Source organism: Teichococcus globiformis (genome assembly GCF_042646265.1).
Classification (GTDB): domain Bacteria; phylum Pseudomonadota; class Alphaproteobacteria; order Acetobacterales; family Acetobacteraceae; genus Pseudoroseomonas; species Pseudoroseomonas globiformis.
This window is the reverse complement of record NZ_JBHRTN010000004.1, coordinates 82,032-99,806: the sequence shown is the minus strand read 5'-3', so window position 1 is coordinate 99,806 and position 17,775 is coordinate 82,032. Positions and strand designations below refer to the sequence as shown.

The 17,775-nt window shown below is 67.7% G+C and carries 19 protein-coding genes; 12 read left to right on the top strand and 7 right to left on the bottom strand.

Features of this window, described 5'->3' with window-relative positions; translation table 11 throughout:
* Window positions 1–22: 22 nt before the first annotated feature.
* Together ACFOD4_RS02280 and ACFOD4_RS02275 are read left to right on the top strand one after the other, a co-directional pair.
* Window positions 23–520, top strand: coding sequence for a CHAP domain-containing protein (locus ACFOD4_RS02280; protein WP_379593190.1), 498 nt, complete (start codon window positions 23–25; stop codon window positions 518–520).
* A gap of 70 nt (window positions 521–590) precedes the next feature.
* Window positions 591–1,565 carry a Bug family tripartite tricarboxylate transporter substrate binding protein gene (locus tag ACFOD4_RS02275; protein ID WP_379593189.1) on the top strand — a complete coding sequence of 325 codons (975 nt, stop codon included), beginning with the start codon at window positions 591–593 and terminating at the stop codon, window positions 1,563–1,565.
* Window positions 1,566–1,608: 43 nt separating this feature from the next.
* Here ACFOD4_RS02275 and ACFOD4_RS02270 read toward each other — a convergent pair whose 3' ends face one another.
* On the bottom strand, window positions 1,609–2,598 hold the full coding sequence (locus ACFOD4_RS02270; RefSeq protein WP_379593187.1) for a TerC family protein: 990 nt from the start codon (window positions 2,596–2,598) through the stop codon (window positions 1,609–1,611).
* Between the two features lie 345 nt (window positions 2,599–2,943).
* Here ACFOD4_RS02270 and ACFOD4_RS02265 point away from each other — a divergent pair, with 345 nt between their 5' ends.
* The 8 genes from ACFOD4_RS02265 (at window position 2,944) to ACFOD4_RS02230 (ending at window position 10,057) form a co-directional block, all read left to right on the top strand.
* Window positions 2,944–3,210 (top strand): twin-arginine translocase TatA/TatE family subunit, encoded by a 267-nt coding sequence (locus tag ACFOD4_RS02265; protein ID WP_379593185.1) that lies wholly within the window; start codon window positions 2,944–2,946, stop codon window positions 3,208–3,210.
* Window positions 3,211–3,411: 201 nt separating this feature from the next.
* A complete protein-coding gene (locus tag ACFOD4_RS02260) occupies window positions 3,412–4,038 on the top strand; it encodes a methylthioribulose 1-phosphate dehydratase (RefSeq protein WP_379593183.1) in 627 nt (208 codons plus the stop codon).
* Complete coding sequence (locus ACFOD4_RS02255; protein ID WP_379593181.1) at window positions 4,038–4,577, top strand: 1,2-dihydroxy-3-keto-5-methylthiopentene dioxygenase; 540 nt, start codon at window positions 4,038–4,040, stop codon at window positions 4,575–4,577. The genes ACFOD4_RS02260 and ACFOD4_RS02255 overlap by 1 nt, the downstream gene beginning before the upstream one ends.
* The gene (gene mtnC / locus ACFOD4_RS02250) at window positions 4,574–5,311 is read left to right on the top strand and encodes an acireductone synthase (protein WP_379593179.1); all 738 of its coding nucleotides are present in this window, start codon (window positions 4,574–4,576) and stop codon (window positions 5,309–5,311) included. The genes ACFOD4_RS02255 and mtnC overlap by 4 nt, the downstream gene beginning before the upstream one ends.
* A 66-nt stretch (window positions 5,312–5,377) precedes the next feature.
* Window positions 5,378–6,367, top strand: coding sequence for a magnesium transporter CorA family protein (locus tag ACFOD4_RS02245; RefSeq protein WP_379593177.1), 990 nt, complete (start codon window positions 5,378–5,380; stop codon window positions 6,365–6,367).
* 52 nt (window positions 6,368–6,419) lie between these two features.
* Window positions 6,420–8,288: an ABC transporter ATP-binding protein gene (locus tag ACFOD4_RS02240; RefSeq protein ID WP_379593175.1), complete on the top strand. Its 1,869-nt coding sequence runs from the start codon at window positions 6,420–6,422 to the stop codon at window positions 8,286–8,288.
* Between the two features lie 52 nt (window positions 8,289–8,340).
* Window positions 8,341–9,321: an acetamidase/formamidase family protein gene (locus ACFOD4_RS02235; protein WP_379593173.1), complete on the top strand. Its 981-nt coding sequence runs from the start codon at window positions 8,341–8,343 to the stop codon at window positions 9,319–9,321.
* A 196-nt stretch (window positions 9,322–9,517) separates the two neighbouring features.
* A complete protein-coding gene (locus tag ACFOD4_RS02230; RefSeq protein ID WP_379593171.1) occupies window positions 9,518–10,057 on the top strand; it encodes a GcrA family cell cycle regulator in 540 nt (179 codons plus the stop codon).
* 109 nt (window positions 10,058–10,166) lie between these two features.
* On the opposite strand, the gene phnE (ACFOD4_RS02225) is transcribed toward ACFOD4_RS02230, so the two are convergent.
* From phnE (ACFOD4_RS02225) to ACFOD4_RS02200, 6 genes are all read right to left on the bottom strand, one after another.
* A complete protein-coding gene (phnE, locus tag ACFOD4_RS02225; RefSeq protein ID WP_379593168.1) occupies window positions 10,167–11,012 on the bottom strand; it encodes a phosphonate ABC transporter, permease protein PhnE in 846 nt (281 codons plus the stop codon).
* Between the two features lies 1 nt (window position 11,013).
* Entirely contained in the window at window positions 11,014–11,907 is an 894-nt protein-coding gene (gene phnE / locus ACFOD4_RS02220; RefSeq protein WP_379593166.1) for a phosphonate ABC transporter, permease protein PhnE, read from the bottom strand.
* Window positions 11,908–12,034: 127 nt separating this feature from the next.
* The gene (gene phnD / locus ACFOD4_RS02215; RefSeq protein ID WP_379593163.1) at window positions 12,035–13,009 is read right to left on the bottom strand and encodes a phosphate/phosphite/phosphonate ABC transporter substrate-binding protein; all 975 of its coding nucleotides are present in this window, start codon (window positions 13,007–13,009) and stop codon (window positions 12,035–12,037) included.
* A gap of 71 nt (window positions 13,010–13,080) precedes the next feature.
* Window positions 13,081–13,926 carry a phosphonate ABC transporter ATP-binding protein gene (phnC, locus tag ACFOD4_RS02210; protein WP_379593161.1) on the bottom strand — a complete coding sequence of 282 codons (846 nt, stop codon included), beginning with the start codon at window positions 13,924–13,926 and terminating at the stop codon, window positions 13,081–13,083.
* Window positions 13,927–14,077: 151 nt separating this feature from the next.
* Window positions 14,078–14,989, bottom strand: a complete 912-nt coding sequence (locus ACFOD4_RS02205; RefSeq protein WP_379593159.1) for an EamA family transporter — start codon at window positions 14,987–14,989, stop codon at window positions 14,078–14,080.
* Between the two features lie 58 nt (window positions 14,990–15,047).
* Window positions 15,048–15,965: a LysR substrate-binding domain-containing protein gene (locus ACFOD4_RS02200; protein ID WP_379593157.1), complete on the bottom strand. Its 918-nt coding sequence runs from the start codon at window positions 15,963–15,965 to the stop codon at window positions 15,048–15,050.
* Between the two features lie 81 nt (window positions 15,966–16,046).
* On the opposite strand from ACFOD4_RS02200, the gene ACFOD4_RS02195 reads away from it, so the two are divergent.
* Complete coding sequence (locus tag ACFOD4_RS02195; RefSeq protein ID WP_379593155.1) at window positions 16,047–16,772, top strand: SIMPL domain-containing protein; 726 nt, start codon at window positions 16,047–16,049, stop codon at window positions 16,770–16,772.
* 72 nt (window positions 16,773–16,844) lie between these two features.
* Window positions 16,845–17,711, top strand: coding sequence for a DMT family transporter (locus tag ACFOD4_RS02190; protein WP_379593153.1), 867 nt, complete (start codon window positions 16,845–16,847; stop codon window positions 17,709–17,711).
* Window positions 17,712–17,775: the final 64 nt, after the last annotated feature.

The following is a 17,775-nucleotide window of genomic DNA, read 5'->3' as shown; positions in this document are numbered from 1 at the left end:
GCGATGCTTGAGGGCGGATGGAATGGCATGGAAGGGGATGGCGCTGGCTGCCCTGCTGGCCGTGGCGGGATGTGGCGGGCAAAGGACCGGCCCCACGCTGGGCGCGGCGGCACTGCGGGAGCCGGTCAGCTGCGTACCCTACGCCCGTGCGCGGTCGGGCGTCGATTTGCGGGGTGATGCGTGGCAATGGTGGGAGGCCGCCGCAGGCCGCTATCCGCGCGGCCATCGTCCCCAGCCGGGCAGTATTCTGGTGCTGCAGCGCAGCGGGCGCCTTCGGGACGGACATCTTTCAGTGGTCACGAGGCTGATTTCATCCCGAGAAATCCTGGTGGATCACGCCAACTGGGCAAGCGGTGCCGCCAAGGGCAGGATCACCACCGGGCAAAGGGTTCAGGATGTTTCGGCCGCGAATGACTGGTCCCTGGTCAGGGTCTGGTATCCGCCAGTGAATGATTACGGCGCCACCGCCTATCCGGCGACGGGCTTCGTTCATGGCGGCACCGTGCTGGCCGGAGGGTGATCGCGCTGGACGCGCGGCCTGGGCCATGCTGCAAGCAGCGCCCTGTTCGTCGCACCGGAGACTTCGCCCCATGTTGCCCCGACGCCCGTTGCTTGCCCTCGGCGCCGCCGCGCTTTCTGCCCCCCTGGCGGCACGCGCCCAACCGTCCTGGCCGGATCGGCCGGTGCGCTTCGTGGTGCCATTCCCCGGCGGTTCCAGCCCGGACCTGACCGGGCGTATCGTGGCGCAGCATCTGGGCGATGTGCTCGGGCAGCCGGTGGTGGTGGAAAACAAGGCAGGCGCAGGCGGCAACATCGGCACCGATGCGGTGGCCAAGGCCACGGACGGGCTTACCATCGGCCTGAGCATCAACGGACCATTGTCCACCGCCCCGGCGCTGTACCGGAACCTCCCCTACGATCCTGCCCGGGATCTCATTCCCGTGTCGCTGCTAGTGCGTGGCGGGCAGGTGCTGGCAGTGGACCCGAGGCTGCCAGTGCAGGATTTCCGGAGCTTCGTCGCCCATGTGAAGGCGCATCCCGGCAAGCTCACCTTCGGCTCGGTGGGTGCGGGATCGGGCGGGCACCTGGCGATGGAGGACATCAAGGCGCGTCTGGGCCTCGATCTGGAGCACGTGCCGTATCGCGGCTTCCCGCCGGCGGTGCTGGACCTGGTGGCGGGCCGCATCAGTGCCATGGTGGTGACGGCCGCCGCCATTCTGCCGCAGCTGCGGGAAGGGCAGGCGCGGGCCCTGGCCGTCACCACTGAGGAACGCATGGCGCAGCTTCCCGATGTGCCGACCCTGGCCGAGGTCGGGCTGACCGGCGCCGCGTCCTATGGCTGGCAGGTGCTGGTGGCGCCGGCCGGCACGCCCCGCGAGCGGATCGAGCGGCTGGCGAGGGAGGCCAAGGTGGCACTGGGTTCCGAGCGCGCCCGGCAAGCCATGGACGCCGCTGCCTTCGAGATCGTCGCCTCCTCTCCCGAGGAGGCGTCCGCCTATGTGGCGGCCGAGGCGGATCGCTGGGGCACGCTGATCCGCCAGCTGGGCCTCACTCTAGAGGGATGAGGCCTTGTGGGCTGCCGGGCGCTCGGCCCGGCAGCCCAGCGTATCAGTGCGTGCGCTCGGCGGGATACTCGGGTGCCTTGGCGCCGCGCGTCTTCCACAGCGACAGGGCGATGGAGCCGGCGATGATCGCGCCCGTCACCATCAGCGCGTATTCCACCGGCACCGCCTTGCCGCCGGCGAACCAGTTGGCCAGCATCTTGACGCCGACGATCATCAGCACCAGCGACAACCCATGCTTCAAATAGTGGAAGCGGTGGATGACGCCGGCCAGCGCGAAGTACATGGCGCGCAGGCCCAGAATGGCGAAGACATTGGCCGTGTAGACGATGAACGGGTCGGTCGAGACCGCGAAGATCGCCGGGATGCTATCCAGCGCAAAGAACAAATCGGTCAGCTCGATCAGCACCAGCACCAGCAGCAACGGCGTGACCATCAGCCTGCCGGCTTCGCGCACGGTGAACGCGTTGCCGCGGTAGCCCTCCGTGACCGGCAGGCGCTTGCGCATCCATTTCAGGATGGGGCTCTCTTCCGGGTCGGGCTCGTCATCGGCAGTGCGCAGCATTTTCCAGCCGGACCAGATCAGGAAGGCGCCGAACAGGACCATCAGCCAGTCGAATTCGCGCAGCAAGGCGGTGCCCACCAGGATCATCACGCCGCGCATCACCAGCGCGCCCAGGATGCCCCAGAACAGCACGCGGTGCTGGTAGGCGGGCGGAACGCCGAACTTGGCGAAGAGCAGCACGAAGACGAAGATGTTGTCGACCGAGAGCGACCACTCGATGATGTAGCCGGTCAGGAATTCGAGGCTGCTGGTGGCGCGTTCCTCGTCGGTTTCGCCATAGGTCATCCGCAGCCAGACAAAGAAGGCCAGGGCGAGCGCGATGTAGAAGGCAGATTTGATCAGGGCGGTCGTGACAGGGACTGGCACCGGATCACCATTGGCGTCCTTCTTGGAGAAGACGCCGAGGTCCAATATCAGCAATCCCAGAATGGCCGCGTTGAACACGACCCAGAACATGGGTGAGGCTTCCACGCCGTAAGGCTCCTCGTCTCTGAGGGCCAGGCGGCGCAGGCAGGCGGATCATGCCTGTCCATCGAAAAGCGCGCCGGGCCCGATTGCGCGAAATGTCGATCCGACATCACGGGGGCAGGGCACACGGCCTCGCCCACTCGCCAGAGGGGCCCGGATCCGCCGATAAGATGGACGAATTTTCATTCGAAGGCAATACAGGTTGTTTCCGACGGCGATTCACGCCATGTCCTTATTTGCGCGAGGGATCGGGGCGCACTAGTGTCCCCGCTCGTGGCGAGAACGCGGTCAGGCTGGCGGGACAGTCCTTCCAGGCCGCTGGCCGCCCATCACATCGGGGCGTGGACTATGGGTAGCTTCAGCATCTGGCACTGGCTTATCGTTCTGCTCGTGATCCTTCTGCTGTTCGGCGGCGGCGCCAAGCTGAGCGGCCTGATGGGCGATGTCGCCAAGGGCATCAAGTCCTTCAAGAAGAACATGAAGGACGGCGAGGACGACGCTTCCATGGCCGACGACCAGCCGCAGCGTCCGGCCGGCAACCTTTCGGGCCCTGCGCATCATCCGCAGCCGAGCACCGAGCCCAAGACCTCCAACTCCTCGCATCCCGCCGCCTGATCCGGGTGGGGCGCTAGGCGCCCCGCCGGCTTCATCGACCATCCGGGAGGCCAGGCCTGGCGAAAGCCACGGCGCTGGCCTTTTTTCTTGCGCGCCAGGCACACGCCGCCAGGCGGGCTTCATGGAAACGACCCTGGAGGGAGCGTTCTCCGCACGCTATCAGCCCCATGCCGGACCGTTCCCGTTCAGGACCCCAGCCCGATGCCCGCACCGATCCCCGTCAGCATCAGCACCGCCATCATGGCCGCCGGGCGCCGCCTGGATCAGCGCGGCTGGGTGCCGGCCACTGCAGGCAATTTCTCCATGAAGCTGGAAGCGGGCCGGATCGCCGTCACCCGTTCTGGCGTACACAAGGGTTTCCTCCAGCCTGAGCACGTGATGGTAGTGGATGGCGAGGGGCGTGCCGAAGACCCGGCACTGCGGCCCTCGGCCGAGACACTGCTTCATTGCGGCATTTACCGCCGTTTTCCTGGCGCACAGGCCTCCCTGCACGGCCATTCCGTGGCCAATACCGTGTTGTCCCGCCGCGCGGGCGCCTGTGTGGTGCTTGAGGGGTATGAGCTGCTGAAGGCCTTTCCGGGCCTGGAAACGCATGAGGCGCGGATTGAACTGCCGGTGCTCGACAACGACCAGGACATCGCCAGGATGCAGCGCGAGCTGGATCGCCGCTGGGACGCGCTGGAGCGTGATGGGGTCGCGGTGCCGCCGGGCTATTTGATCCGCGGCCATGGTGTCTATGTATGGGCCGGATCGATGGACGGCGCCCTGGCAAGGCTGGAGGCGCTGGAATTCATGTTGGAATGCGAGTTGATGCAGGGGAGGGGCTGATGAGCCTTCTGACTGTCAGGGATGCCACCACCGGGGCGGAGTTGCTGCGCACCGACGATGCGGCGGAGATCGCCCGCGCCCTCGCGCCGATCAATGTCCGTTTCGAGCGATGGGAAGTCGCCGAGCTGCCCGAGGGCGCCGATGCTGAGGCGGTGCTGGCAGCCTACCGCCCGCAGCTCGACGCTTTCATGGCGGGCAGCAGCGCTGGCACGGCGGATGTGATCAAGCTGGATGTTTCGCACCCGCAGAAGGATGCGTTGCGCGCCAAGTTCCTGTCCGAGCACACCCACACCGAGGATGAGGTCCGCTTTTTCCACGAAGGCGCGGGCAATTTCGTCATGCATGTGGGCGGCAAGGTTTACGATGCCCATTGCACGCGGGGCGACCTGATCTCGGTGCCGGCGGACACCCAGCATTGGTTCGATGCCGGGGTGGAACCCAAGGTGACAGCGCTGCGTATCTTTACGGACACCACCGGCTGGACGCCCCACTACACCGGCACCGACATGTCCGATCGCTTCCCGGCGGTGACCGGGTGAGCGCTCCGGCTTTGGCGCCGCCGCCGGTTGGCGCCGTGCTGACCGACATCGAGGGGACGACCAGCAGCATCGCCTTCGTCAAGGAGGTGCTGTTCCCCTTCGCCGAGCGTGCCCTGGACGGGTTCCTGGATGCGCATGCCGCCGACCCCGAGGTAGCGGCCTGCCTGACCGCCGTGCGCCGCGCCGCGCCGGGCGAGGAGCCGCGCGCCGTGCTGCGTCGCTGGATGGCGGAGGACAGCAAGGCCGCGCCGCTCAAGACGTTGCAGGGCCTGATCTGGGCCTCGGGCTACACCGGCGGTGAGGTGACCGGGCATCTCTGGCCCGACGTGGCGCCGTGCCTGCGTGCCTGGCATCGGGCGGGCATCCGGCTCAATGTTTATTCCTCCGGCTCAGTGGCGGCACAGAAGCTGCTGTTCGGCCATTCCTCGGCCGGAGACCTCACGGGGCTGTTCGGCGACTTCTTCGATACCGCCATGGGCGGGAAGCGCGAGGCTGCAAGCTATGCCGCCATTGCCGAGAAGCTGGCCAGGCCACCGGGCGACATCCTGTTCCTGTCGGATGTGGCAGAGGAACTGGATGCGGCGGCGCGCGCGGGCTACGCGGTCTGCCAGCTGGTCCGCGCAGAGGATGGCACCCAGCCCAGCGGCCGCCATCCCGTGGCGGCGGACTTCCCCGCCGTGGCTGCCACCTTTGGCCTGCCGGTGCCGCGCCTGTCGCAGGGCGAGGCCGCCTGAGCCAAGGGCTTCCATCCACAAGGGACGCCGAAGCCTGTAATCCGTCCCGCCGGGAGTACGCGCGGCATGATGACAACCTACACCGTGCGCGAGGGCCGGACGATCCGGCACGAGGGCATCCCCGAGCCCGAGGCGCTGCGTGAGGCGGTTTGGATCGACCTCCTCTCGCCGAGCCGGGAGGAAGGGCTGGCCGTTGAGCAAGCCTTGTCCATGGAGATCCCGACCCGGGAAGAGATGCAGGAGATCGAAAGCTCCTCGCGGTTGTATCGCGAGGGCGATGCGTTGTTCCTGACGGCGCCGTTCCTTTATGGCGTGGACGAGGGTGAGTACAGTTCCACCGCCATCACCTTCGCCATCACGGCTCGTCACCTGGTGACGGTGCGATACGCCACGCCCAAGGCCTTTCGCGTCTTCGCCACGCGTGCCGTGCGCAGCCCGGTGCTGCTCAACGGTGCCGGCCAGGCCATGCTGGGACAGTTTGAGCAGGTGGTCGACCGGTTGGCGGACGTGCTGGAGCGGGTGGGTGCCGACATGGACCGTGCCAGCAAGTCGGCTTTCTCCAACGCCCGGTCCACCAAGGGCGTGAAGGTCAAGGCGCGCGACGCCCAGATGAAGGACGTGCTGATCGCACTGGGTGAGGTGGGCGAGGTGACCAGCCGCGCCAACGAGACGCTGCTCGGCCTGACGCGCATCCTTACCTATGTCGGCGCGGAAAAGGACTTCTTCACCGACAAGGAGAGCAAGACCACCATCAAGACGCTGATCCGTGACGTGCGCTCACTGGTGGAACACGCGTCCTTCCTGAACAACAAGGCCAACTTCCTGCTCGATGCGGTGCTCGGCATCATCAACATCGACCAGAACGGCATCATCAAGACCTTCACCGTGGCCAGCGTCGCGCTGATGCCGCCCACGCTGATCGCCAGCATCTACGGCATGAACTTCGACGTCATGCCGGAACTGCATACAAGCTATGGATATCCCGCCGCCTTGCTGGTGATGGTGATCAGCGCATTGCTGCCCGTGATCTACTTCAAGCGCAAGGGCTGGTTGTAGCGGTCCCACCGGCCGCGCTTGACAGGAAGCGCCTCCGGGCGTCCATCGCGTCATGGCCTTCCGTCCCTTTGAGCGATTCCTCGACCCCGTGGCGCCGCCTGGGACGCCCGCCAGCCGTGCCCTCGGCACGCCGGTGCCCAGCACGCCGCCGCCGATGGGGCTGGCAGGCTTCTACTGGTACTTCATCCAACAGGCGCGCGCGCTGTTCGGTCTGCTGTTCCTGGCGGGCCTGGCCGTTGCGCTGCTTGACGGGCTGATCCCCGTCTTCATCGGCCGCGTTGTCGCCATGCTGTCCGAGCATTCGCCCGGCACGCTTTTCGCCGAAGCCTGGCCCTGGCTGACGGGCATGGCTGCGGTGCTGCTGGTGCTGCGGCCGCTCGCCATCCTCTCGCAGAACCTGATCGGGCAGCAGGCTATCAACGCCACGGTCACGTCGATGATCCGCTGGCAGAGCCATTGGCATGTTGTGCGGCAAGGATGGTCCTTTTTTCAGGAGGATTTTGCCGGGCGCATCGCCAACCGTGTCATGCAGGCCGGCCCGGCCCTGCGAGAGAGCATGGTGCAGTCGGTCAACGCAGTCTGGTACATCGTGGTGTACGGCACCGGTGCGGTGATCTACCTGGCCACGGCCGATCTTTGGCTGGCGTTGCCGATCCTGGTCTGGTTCGCCGTGTATTGCTGCCTGCTGCGCTTCATCGTGCCGCGCATGCGTGACCGCGCCCGCGCCGCATCCGAGCAGCGCAGCCTGCTGACGGGCCGCATCGTCGACAGCTACACCAACATCCTCACGCTCAAGCTTTTCGCGCGGGCCGAGGACGAGGACGCCTTTGTGCGCGAGGGCGTGCTGGGCCTCACGGCCGCGTTCCAGCGTCAGATGCGCATGGTCACGCTGAACGCCTTCCTGCTGTCTTCGCTCAACGCCACCATGCTGGTCTCCATGGCGGCCATCGCCCTGTCGCTGTGGGATGCCGGACGGATCGATATCGGCCTGGTTGCCGCGGCCCTGCCGATGGCGTGGCAGATCGCCAACATCTCGGGCTGGGTGGCGTTCAACGTCGCCGGCATCTTCGAAAATATCGGCGTGGTTCAGGAGGCAACGCGATCCATCGCCGTGCCGCCGACCGCGCCGGATGCGCCCGGCGCCGTCGCACTCGGCGTGGCAAAAGGCGCCATCCGTTTCGAGCATGTGCACTTCGCCTATGCCGGTGGACGCGGCGTGCTGGACGATTTCGACCTGGAGATCCAGCCTGGCGAGAGGGTCGGGCTGGTTGGCCATTCCGGGGCTGGCAAAACCACCGTGACCAACCTGCTGCTGCGCTTCTTCACGCCGCAGGGCGGGCGCATCATGATCGACGGGCAGGACATCGCTGGCGTCACGCAGGAAACCCTGCGCGGCGCGATCGGTGTGGTGACGCAGGACACGGCGCTGCTGCATCGCTCGGTGGGCGACAACATCCGCTATGGCCGCCCGCGTGCCAGCCAGGGTGATGTCGAGGCGGCCGCCCGCCGGGCGGAGGCCGAGGATTTCATTGCTGGGCTGAGCGATTGGCGTGGCCGCACCGGTTTCGACGCGCAGGTCGGCGAGCGCGGCGTGAAGCTCTCCGGCGGCCAGCGGCAGCGCATCGCCATTGCCCGCGTGCTGCTGAAGAATGCTCCCATCCTGGTGCTGGACGAAGCGACATCGGCCCTCGATTCCGAGGTCGAGGCGGCGATCCAGCAGCAACTTGACGGTCTGATGGCGGGCAAAACGGTGATTGCCATCGCGCACCGCCTGTCCACCCTGGCCAGCATGGACCGGCTGGTGGTGCTGGAGCAGGGACGCATCGTGGAACAGGGCACGCATGACGCGCTCCTGGCCCGTGGCGGTGTTTACGCGCGGCTCTGGGCGCGGCAGTCCGGCGGCTTTCTGGGCGAGAGTTGACCGCCTGGCCCATGAGCCCCGATCCTGGCACCCTGTTCCAGGAGAGAGCCGCATGGCCACCGTCCACACGCTCAACGCTTCACCCGACACTGTGCATGTCGGCACCTTCGATGCACGCCATGCACCGGTGTTGACGGTTGCCTCGGGCGATACCGTGGAGATGCAGTGCGTTTCCGGCCTGGCGGAGGTGGCGCCCGGGCCGCAAAGTGGCTTCACCCTGCCGCCGGGCCTCGCCGAAATTCATGCGGCGGTGGCGGAGAAGCGGCTGAACGCATCGGGGCACATCCTTACCGGGCCTGTGGCAGTGGAGGGCGCGGAACCCGGTGACTGCCTGCGCATCGATATCGAGGCGATCGAGCCCGGCTCGGATTGGGGCTACAACTTCTTCCGCCCGCTGGTTGGAACTCTGCCGGACGACTTCCCGTACCGCCGCATGGTGCACATCGCCGTGGATCGCGCGGCGCGGCGCTGCCATCTGCCCTTCGGATCTGGAAACGGGCTCAGCCTGCCGCTCTCACCCTTCTTCGGCGTCATGGGCGTGGCGCCGCCCGCCGAATGGGGCACCATCGCCACCAAGGAGCCGCGCGCCCATGGCGGCAACCTGGACAACAAGGAACTTGTTGCAGGCAGCACGCTGTATCTTCCGGTGCATTACGCCGGCGCGCTGTTCAGTGCGGGGGACGGGCACGGCATTCAGGGCGATGGCGAGGTTTGCATCACAGCGCTCGAGATGTCGCTGACCGGGCGCTTCAAGCTGACGCTGCAGAAGGGCGGCGGACAGCATGATCCGGCGTCGCGCTTTCCGCGTGCCGAAACGCCGACCCACTACATCAGCATGGGTATCCATGAAGACCTGGATCTTGCGATGAAGCAGGCCTTGCGCGAGATGATCGCCTTTATCGCCGATCGCAGCGATCTTTCGCCGGCGGAGGCCTATCAGTTCTGTTCGCTGGCCGTGGACTTTCGGGTCACCCAGACCGTGAATGGCGAGAAGGGTGTGCACGGCATGTTGAGAAAAGGGCTTCTTTTCTGAGTTGCGCGTGCAACGATTGAAGTTGCAGCCGATTGCAACCATGCTGTGTGGATGCTGAATATTTTTCCCGCGAGAAGAATGTTTGGGGTTGCAGCGCGGTTTTCCACAGCTTTTCGGAGTCGCCGCGCCGCCCGCATCTTGTGTCCATGCTGCCGCATTAACTACCGTATCTGGTAGCGGAAGGCGGAGAAGGGTCATGGATTGGACGACTGAAGCAATCGACGCGCTGAAGGCGCTTTGGGCCGAAGGTCATTCAACCGCTGAGATCGGCCGCCGCATGGGGATTTCCAAGAACGCCGTGGTGGGCAAGGCGCATCGCCTTAGCCTGCCGGCGCGGCCGAGCCCGATCCGGCGGGAAACGGGCACTTCGCCGGCTGCGGCGTCGCGCCCCGTGCAGGAGCCCAAGCCGGCAGTCATTCCGGCCACCCGGCCTTCTACACCATTGCCGGTGGCAACGCTGCCGCCCGCGACCCGTCCCATCGCGCCGCCCGCCGCATTGGCGCAGCCCCGTCCGGCCGCGCCACCTCCGCCCCGTCGTCCGGCGCCGGTGCCCAGCGCCGTGGTCCGTCCTTTTCAGCGCCTGGGAGGCCGTTCCTGCTGCTGGCCGATCGGAGAACCGGGAACACCGGAGTTCCGCTTCTGCACAGCCGAGGCGATCAACGGCAAGCCTTACTGCCCGGAGCACGCCTCCATCGCCTATGTGAAGGCGCGCGACCGTCGCGAGGATGCCGCCTGATCTCCGGAGGCGGTGGATACCGCGACCGGAAGCACCGAAACGGACAGGGCGCCGGAGGGATCCTTCTCCCCGGCGCCCTCGCTGTCTGGAGCCACGAAGCGCGCCCCGGTCAGATCACCGCGCTGCCATCCCGACGCCCGATCAGCCGCTTGCGCAACTTGCCGGACAGGTAATCGATCGCCGCAACCGTCAGCACCATCAGCATGATGATAAAGGCGACCTCGTCCCAATGGCGGACCTTGATGCGCTCGGCGATCTGCAGACCGATACCGCCGGCGCCCACCACGCCGAGGATTGCCGCCGAGCGTGTGTTGCTTTCGAAGAAATACAGCGCCTGTGCGATCATCACCGGCAGCACTTGCGGCAGGATGCCGTAGCGGATCGCCTGGAGCCGGCTGCCGCCGGAGGCCAGGATGCCGTCCGCCTGCCGCCTGTCGGCATTCTCGATGGCCTCCGAATACAGCTTCGCCAGCACGGCGAGATCGCTGGTGATGATGGCCAGCACGCCGGCCAGAGGGCCGAGGCCAACCGCGCGCACATAGGCCAGCGCCCAGATCAGCTGGTCGACGCCGCGAATGCCATCGAAGAAGCGCCGCACCGAGAAGCGCAGCAGCGTTGCCGTGACGACGTTGCGCGCGCCCATGAAGCTGAGCGGCAGCGCGATCAGCGCCGCGATGAACGTGCCGAGAAAGGCCATGGCGACGCTTTCGGCCATGCCCTTCAGGATGTCGAGCCACATCGCCCCAGGGCTGGGCGGCACCATCAGCCGGACAATGGTGGCGAGACCGGATAGCCCGTTCCACAGCCTCTGCGGCGTGATCTCGAACAGCCAGAAGGACCACAGCAGCCACAGGATGAAGGCCGCGCCGCCAACCCAGCGCAGGGCACGCTCGCCCCGGGTGGCGCCAAAGGCGCGTGGCTGGCGCTGACGCCAGTTCTCGACGGAGGTGCTCATCTCAATGCGCTCCCGCGGCATGGGTCAGGCGGTGGCGCAGGCGGTCGGACAGCAGGTCGATCAGCATGACCGTGGCCACGATCAGCAGCACGATGGCGCTGATCTCCTCGTAATAGTTGAAGGAGATCACCTGGTAGAGTTCCTGCCCGATGCCGCCGGCACCGACAAAGCCGACCACGCTGGCGCTGCGCACATTGATCTCGAACCGCAGCAGAGCGTAACTCAGCAGATTGGGCGCCACCTGCGGCAGGATGGCGTAGCGGCAGGCCTGCGCCCAGTTGGCGCCCGAGGCGCGCAGCCCTTCCCAGGGCTGCATCTCGGCATTCTCGATGACCTCGGAGAACAGCTTGCCCAGCGCGCCCGTGGTGTGGATGGCGATGGCCAGCACACCCGCCAGCGGGCCGACGCCGAACGCCCAGACAAAGATCAGCGCATAGACGATCTCGGGGACGGTGCGCGTCGCTTCCAGCCCGCGCCGCGTCAGATGGTGCAGCCAGGGCGAGGGGGCGAGGTTGCGCGCGGCCGGAAAGGCCAGGAGCAGGCCGATGGCCGCGCCGCCCAGCGTCGCCAGTGCCGCCATCTGGGCCGTCTGCAGCAGCAGCAGCAACCAGGAGTCAAGTCGGTAGAACCAGAAGGCCAGGCTGCCTTCCGCATCGGGTCCGGAGAGCAGGGCCGCCCAGCGCAGATCGGGCAGGATGCGGCCGAAATACTCGCCAATGCGCGGCGCGCCGTCGATCAGGGCGGCGGGGCTGAACTCGCTGACCCAGGCCGCCAGCAGCAGGCAAGCCGCCAGGATGGCGAGGCCGGTGAGCCCCGCATTGCGGCGCTGGCGGCGCAACGCCCGGTAGGCGTCCTCCCCGCGCGTGGCGGCGGGGCTCATGGCGGTGGCTTGCATGCGGTGCTGCGTGGCGGCCAACAAAGCGCCGCCTCCTCTGCTTCACGAAGAAGGGCCGATGCCGAAAGCGTCCGGGGGGAGGAAGCGTTCCCCCGGACCCGTCACGCTCCCGGCCCGGGACGCGGGATCACGAGCGACGGCGGCGCTCGGCGGCTTCTTCGCGACGCAGCTGCACGATCGGGTCGAACATCTCGTGCGTCACCTCGGCGTAGCCCTGGCCGCCGCCGCGCTCGATCTGCTCGTAGATCTCCTTGTGCGCGGTGGGCAGTGCCAGGTGGAACTGCCTGAAATCGGCCTTGAAGGCGGCCGGCAGGTCGCTGCGGATCACCAGCGGGCCGTTGGGGATGGGGCGCGACTTCCAGATGATGCGCATGTCGTTCATGTCGAGCATGCCCTTCTCGACCATGGAGCGGAGATTGCCCCGGGTATAGCCCTGGCTCTCCTCGCCCTGGCCGGAGGCCCACGTCACGGCCGCGTCGTACTGCTTCTGCAGCACGGCCACCACCGCCTGCTCATGCCCGCCGCCAAAGCCGGTGCGCGAGAAATAGCTGTTGATGTCGAGGCCGCCATTGCGCAGCTCGGAGCGCGGGATCAGGTAGCCGGAAGTGGAGTTCGGATCGGCCCAGGCGAGGGACTTGCCGCGCATCTGCTCCAGGCTCTCGATGCCGCTATCCTTGCGAACCACCATCACGGCGACATAGGCGATGGAGCCATCGATCTCGCGCGGAACGACGATGGGCTCGACGCCGCCATTGGTGTCGAGCCAGGTGCCGGCATAACCCGAAGCCCCCATCGCCGAGCACTCGATCTGCTTGGCGGCGAAGGCCTGCATCACGCCGGCATAGTCGGCCGCCGGGTAGAGGCGCACCGGCACCCCGAAGGTGTCCTCGATCAGCTTGCGGTAATTGTCCCAGCGGCCGAGGCGGTCAGCCTCATTTTCGCCGCCCAGCAGGCCGACGCGGATCTGCGGCACCTGCGCGGCCCAGTCGCGCTTGCCGGCGCGCGGCATTTCAAAGGTCTGGCCGTTCGCCTGGGCCCGGGCCAGGGCAGGCAGCATCAGGGAACCGGCCGCGATGGCGGCCAGGGAGCGACGGGTGATCATCACACTTCTTCTCCTTGGAAGGCAGGGCGCCCCGCGTCAGCGACAGGCGCCGGTCGGCTAGCGGGGCGGCTTCAATCCGCCAGCGCGGGCGCGCGCGCGCCCGGCGCTGCTTGTCGTGGTGCCGGCTTCATGACCGAGGGCTCCGCCGCCGCCATGCTGTCGAATTCCTCTTCCGACACGCCATAGATCTCGCGCACCTTCGCGGCGGTCAGGCCTGTGGGAGCACCGTCAAACATCACCCGCCCGGACTGCATGGCGACGATGCGGTCGCAATAATGACGGGCCGTATCGAGATGGTGCAGATTGCACAGCACGGTGATGCCGTCGCGCCGGTTCACGTCGCGCAGCGCCTCCATCACGGTGCGGGCATTGGCAGGGTCGAGGCTGGCGATCGGCTCGTCGGCCAGGATGATGCGCGGCTGCTGCATCAGGGCACGGGCGATGGCCACGCGCTGCTGCTGGCCGCCGGACAGGGTATCGGCGCGCTGCAGGGCCTGATCGGCAAGGCCGAGCCGGTCGAGCCTGTCGAGTGCGGCCGCGCGCTCGGCGGCGGGGAAGCGCTTGAACAGGGTGGCCAGAGTGCCGCCGAGGCCCGGATGGTGGTTCAGCCGGCCGACCAGCACGTTGGTCAGCACGTCAAGCCGGGGAACCAGGTTGAACTGCTGGAAGATCATGCCGCAGGTGGTGCGCCAGTCGCGCAACCCCTGGCCGCGCAGCGCCGTGACGTCGAGCCCGTCATGCAGGATGCGGCCGGTGCTAGGATCGGTCAGCCGGTTCAGCATGCGCAGCAGGGTGGACTTTCCGGCGCCCGACCGGCCGATCACGCCCACCATCTGCCCCGCCGGCACGGAAAGGCTGACGCTGTCCACCGCGATCTTGCCGCCGAACCGGCGCGTCAAAGTTTCAAGCTGCAGCATGCCGGCCCTTCCCTGGCGAGGCGGGCAACGTCACCGCGCCCCCTTCGGGAAGAGGCGTATAGAGCGTCGTCGTGACGGTCTGATGACCGGTCGGTGACAAGGCTGTTGAACCCCGAAACCTCGCCGTCCTGGCAGGCGGAACCTTGGCCAATCAGCGGCCGAGCAGCACCAGCACCACCCCCGCCACCACGATCAACGCGCCGGCGATCTCGGCGTGGCTGGGACGCTCCTTCAGGTAGAAGCGGCTGAACAGCAGGGTGAAGAGGATCTCGGTCTGTCCCAGGGCGCGCACCAGCGCCACGGGGGCCAGGGCGAAGCCGGTGAACCAGCAGGCGGAGCCAAGGGCTGAAAGCGCGCCAACCGGCACGCTGTCGCGCCAGGAGGCGAACACGGCACGAAGCTGGTCCGGCTCCCGCCAAGCCAGCCAGGCGCCCTGCATCAGCGTTTGCAGCAGGTTGATGGCGACCAGGGACAGCAGCGCCCGCAGCACCGGATCGGGGTGGTCGAGCTGCTGGTTGGTGGTCTTGATCAGCACGGCGCTGAAGGCGAAGCCCAGCCCGGCACCCAGCCCGTAGAGCGCCGCTGGCTGCACCGTGGCGCGGAGCAGCCCCAACATCCCCTCGCGCTTGCCGGCCAGCGAGAGGTAGAGCACGCCGCTCACTCCCACCGCGATGCCGAGCCAGGCGAGAGGCGAAAGCCGCTCGTCGAGCAGGATCAGCGCCAGAACGGCGCCCTGCACCGCCTCGGTCTTGGCGTAAGCGGTGCCCACGGCGAAGCCGCGCGCGCCAAACGCCATGATCAGCAGGTTGGTGCCCAGGATCTGCGCCAGCCCCCCCAGCACCGCGAAGCCGAGAAACGAAAGGGTGGGGGGCGGCAATCCGCCTTGCGTCCCCACCAGCGCCGAGTAGGTCAGCAGCAGGGCAAGGCCGAAAGGGACCCCGTACAGGTACCGCACCACCCCGGCGCCGTTGACCGAAAGCTGACCACGCAGCTTCTGCTGCAGGGCCGTGCGCCAGGTCTGGAACAGGGCAGCGGCAAGGGTGACGGCGATCCAGACGGGCATGCGGCGATTCCGGGACGTTCGGCCCGAGCTTATCCACCGGCCCGAAGGCTGTCAGGCCTCAGCCGCGGCCGAACACGGACGCGAAGGCAGCGATCACCTGCGACCGGAACCAGCGCTCCGCCGGGTTCTGATCCTCGGTGTCGCTCCAGGCCAGGGCGTTGGGCAGGATCTGCGGCGAGACCGGCGCCGGCTCGGTGACCAGCCCGGCGCGCAGTGCCAGCCGATGGGCCACGAAGTCCGGCACGGTGGCGATCAGGTCGGTGCCGGGCAGCGCCGCTGTCAGCAGCGCGAAGGAACTCAGCCCCAGCACCACCCGGCGCGCACGGCCCTGCTGCGCCAGCTGCGCGTCCACCACGCCGTGCAACTCGCCCCGGCCGGTGACCAGCACGTGCGGGCGGGCGCAGAAATCATCGAGCGCCCCGGCCGGCGGTGTGGCCGGATCGCGCAGCACCAGCCAGTGGGCGTGGTGCAGCACGCGCATGCGCGCATTGGCCGGCAATTCCTCCCCCAGGTAGCCAAGAACCGCGCCCACCTCGCCATGCGCCAGCATCGGCGGCAGGCTGCGGTAGTCGCCGATGCGCAGCGTCATCCGGCAGAGTGGCGCTTCCCGGCGCAAGGCGGCCAGCACCACCGGCAGGATGGCGAAGGCCACGGCGTCGGTGCAGCCCAGGCTGAACAGGCGCGAATCGCGGCCAGGATCGAACTCACTGGCCGCGTGCAAGGCGCCGGCGAGTTCCGCGAGGCGCGGCGCGAGGGAGTCGTAGAGCTGCTGCGCCCGCTCGGTCACACGCAACTCATGCCCTTCGCGGACCAGCAGCGGATCGTTGAATTGCTCGCGCAGCCGCTTCAGCCCGCCCGATGCGGCTGGCTGCGACAGGAACAGGCGGTTGCCGGCACGGGTGACGTGGCGCTCCTCGACCAGGGCGACGAACAGGCGCAGCAGGTTGAGGTCGGGCAGACGGTCGGTGAGGCTCATGCCGGTCCGGGTATGGTTGGCGGGGTTTGCAGCGGCGCGAGGTTGGCCGATATGCGGAACTGATTGTCCGAGGAGCAGGAAATGCGTTCAAGCTCGATCACCGTTCTGGCACTGGGTGGCCTGTTGGCCACGGCGCCGGTCCTGGCCCAGTCGCCGAGCCAGCCCTCCGCACCGCGGAGCACCGACCAGGTGGCAGGAGCGGACACGGTGCTGCGGCTGTCGGAAGCCGGCATGGTGGAGCGTCCGCCTTCGGAACTGCGGGTGACGCTGAGGGCCGAGGCACGCGGCTCCGGCTCGGGCGCTGTGCAGGCAGAGGTAAACCGCCGTGTCACCGCGGCGCTGGAAGCGGCACGGCGCGTCGCGGGGGTCCAGGCCAGCACCGGCGGTTACTGGACCGGCCGCAGCGAAAAGGAGCGAGTCTGGACGGCGAGCCAGACCTTGCTGCTGCGCGGCGAGGAAGCGACGCCGCTGCTGGAACTCGCCGGCACGTTGCAACAGCAGGGGCTGGTCATGAATGGCATGGACTGGTCGCTTTCCAGTGCGCAGCGGCTGGAAGCACGGCAGGAAGCCGGCAAGCTCGCCATCGAGGCACTTCAGGCCCGTGCCGAGGCGGTGGCGCAACAGCTGGGCCTGCGCGTGGCCGAGTTTCGCGAGCTGAGGCTCGACACACCCGATGGAGCGCCCCGTTTCCGTGTCGCCGCCGCGCCCATGGCGGCCCGTGGGGAAGCGGCGCCGCCCCCCGTGTCGGCGCCGGAGCCGGAAATGGTGACCGCCACCGCGGAAGCCCTGTTCATCCTCCGCCGCTAAGCGGCGTGGTAGGCAGTGGCGGGCGCGGGAGCCATTCCCCCCTGCCAAACGGGCTGCCATGCTATCGCTGTCATGCCCCCGATCCTCACCGGCGTCCTGCTGCAGCTCCTGGCCATCGCCTTCTTTGTCGCGATGGACACCTCCATCAAGCTGCTGACCGCGGATTTCCCGGTAGGGCAGCTGATGTTTGCGCGCTTCGCGGTCAGCGTGCTGCTGGTGGCGACGGTGATGCGCGTGGTGAAGGGCAGGGTGCCCTGGCGCTCCCGCGCGCCGGGATTGCAGGCGGTGCGCAGCCTGTCGCTGGCCGGAGCCAACTGCCTGTTCTCGCTGGCACTGATGCAGGTGCCATTATCCGACGCGACGGCGGTGAACTTCGCCTCGCCCCTCTTCACGGTGGCCATGGCTTCATTGTGGCTGGGCGAAAAGGTTTCGGCCCGGCGGTGGCTCGGCATCGTGATCGGACTGGCCGGGGTCGCCGTCGCGCTGCGGCCGCCTTTTCTTACCGGCGGGCCGATGCCGCATTGGGCGATCCTGCTGCCGCTCGGCACCGCCTTCCTCTACGGCGTGTACCAGATCCTGACCCGCAAGCTGGCGGCGCTGGACGACCCGGACACCACCATCCTGCACACCAGCGTGGCCGCCTCCCTGGCCACGGCCCTTGTGCAACCTTTTCTCTGGATCACGCCGGACAGTATGGCGGGCTGGGGATCACTGCTTTCGCTTGGGGTGCTCGGCTGCATCGGCCATGTTTTCCTGGTGCTGGCCTTCGCCCGGGCACCGGCCAGCGTGCTCGCACCGATGATGTATTCGCAGCTTCTCTGGGCCGTGTTGGCGTCCTGGCTGGTGTTCAGCCACCCGCCCGATCGTTTCACCTGGATCGGTGCGGCGGTGATCACACTGGGCGGGCTGCTGGTGGCCTGGCCGGAGGGTCGCCGGTGAGGCCCAGGCTTCTGCCATGCAGAACGCAGCCTGGGCTTGGCTGGATGGTGCGAGAGTTGCGCTT